General features: G+C 72.3%; 2 protein-coding genes and 1 pseudogene. All 3 read left to right on the top strand.

What is annotated here, in order from left to right; translation table 11 throughout:
* Nucleotides 1–130: 130 nt before the first annotated feature.
* A complete protein-coding gene (locus tag DW823_RS09575; RefSeq protein ID WP_117848989.1) occupies nt 131–319 on the top strand; it encodes a hypothetical protein in 189 nt (62 codons plus the stop codon).
* A gap of 45 nt (nt 320–364) precedes the next feature.
* Nucleotides 365–1,027, top strand: a complete 663-nt coding sequence (locus DW823_RS09570; protein WP_118082038.1) for a response regulator transcription factor — start codon at nt 365–367, stop codon at nt 1,025–1,027.
* Between the two features lie 26 nt (nt 1,028–1,053).
* Nucleotides 1,054–1,734: pseudogene (locus DW823_RS09830) on the top strand (hypothetical protein); the annotation flags it as partial.

The raw sequence follows: 1,734 nt of genomic DNA, 5'->3' as shown, positions 1-1,734 counted from the left end.
GAGGCCTTCATCGACGCCGCACGCGCGGCGGGCCCTCTCCTCACGACTGCGCTCGCTGGCCTCGTGCTCGCCCTAGCAGCCGCCGCCGTCCTTCTGGCCTGGTTCTGCCGCTTCGAGGACGGGAGGGCAGATGAGTAGGAAGCCGCTCGCCGCCGTGCTCGCCCTCCTCTCCGCAGCGCTCATCCTGGGCGGGAATGCCCTGCTCGACGCCGGCTGGGGGTCGGCGCTGCGCTCGATCGCCGACCGCGTGCTGCCCAACCCTGAGATCGCCATGTGGGCGCCCGCGCCCGCGGCTGTGCACAGGGCTCTGGATCGCTGAGCGCGGCGCTAGTACAATTCCGACGGGAGTTTCAGGAGGTCTAACATGTCGAAGATACTGGCAGTGGATGATGAGCGGGCGATCCTCGACGCGCTCGCGCGCGTCCTCGGCCGCGACGGCCATGAGGTCGTCAAGACAGCGGACCCGACGACGGTCCCGGGGATGGACCTCTCGCGCTTCGACCTCGTGCTCTGCGACGTCATGATGCCGGGGCTCGACGGCTTCGAGCTCGTGCGGCAGATCCGCCCGGACTTCGACGGGCCCATCGTCTTCCTGACCGCGCGCGTGGCCGAGGAGGACGCCGTGGCCGGCTACGGCCTGGGCGCCGACGACTACGTCCGCAAGCCCTTCGGGGCCGCGGAGCTGCGCGCCAAGGTCGCGGCCCATCTACGCCGTGAGCGCCGGCCGCGCTCGCACGCCCTCTCCTTCGGGGAGGTGCGGATCGACCTCGGGGCGCGCGGCCTCGCCGTGGGCGGAGAGGCCGTGCCGCTCACGCCCACCGAGTACGCCATCTGCGAGTACCTCGCCCGCCACCCCGGGCAGGTCATGAGCCGCGCGCAGATACGCGAGGCGGTGCTCGGCTGGGAGAGCGACGCCGACGACGCGGCCATATCCATGCAGGTCAGCCGCGCCCGGAGGAAACTCTCCGAGGCCGGCGCCGATCCGATCGCGACCGTCTGGGGGATGGGGTACAAGTGGCAGCTCTGAGGACCGGGGCGAGAGGTCGCGGGGGCATGCCGCTCTCCTTCGTCATCGCGCGCTACTTCGCCTACGCGTTCGCGGCGGTCGCCACGGCGTGGCTCGCCTCGTTCATGGCGCTCTCCGCGGCGATCGACGCGGGCTTCGTCTACGAGGCAAGCTGGGGGCCGGCCAATGCGCGCGAGGTCGCGGAGGGCCTGGCACGCGACGGCGTCTGCGGGCAGCAGGACGTGCCGACGGCGTACCGCTACCTCATCCTGAACAAGGACGGATGCGTGCTGATGACAGACCTCGAGGGCACGCGGCTCGAGGACGCGACGGAAATGGCCCGAGCGGCACTCGCCGCTGATCCGGGCACAGTGGAGATCGAGGGCGGGGGCTCGGGCCTCACCTACGCCGCGTTCCCGCTCAAGGGCGGCGGGGCCTGCGCACTCGCCAGCGAGTACCTGCCGCAGTGGGTCTCGCGCGACCTCGCCGGCCTGCTTCCCAACCCGCAGAACCTCATGCTCGTCGGCGCCGCTGCGGGAAGCGCGCTCGCGCTCGCGCTCGTGGCGCGCCGCGCGAGCCGCGTGATCTCGCGCAAGATGGCGCCGCTCGCGGAGGCGGCGGGGCGCGTCGGCGCGGGGGAGCTCGACTTCGCGGTCGGCAGCACCAACGTGCGCGAGGTGAACGACGTCCTCGCCGCGATGGACGCCATGCGGGCCTCCCTCGCCGAG

The organism is Collinsella sp. AM34-10, assembly GCF_003469185.1.
Classification (GTDB): Bacteria; Actinomycetota; Coriobacteriia; order Coriobacteriales; family Coriobacteriaceae; genus Collinsella.
Note: the sequence above shows the minus strand (reverse complement) of the source record. Positions and strands in the feature narration are given on the sequence as shown.

What these genes read in the sequence shown, in the direction of transcription:
- DW823_RS09570 (WP_118082038.1), top strand. Translation starts at nt 365, where the DNA reads ATGTCGAAGATACTGGCAGTGGATGATGAGCGGGCGATCCTCGACGCG.
- DW823_RS09575 (WP_117848989.1), top strand. Translation starts at nt 131, where the DNA reads ATGAGTAGGAAGCCGCTCGCCGCCGTGCTCGCCCTCCTCTCCGCAGCG.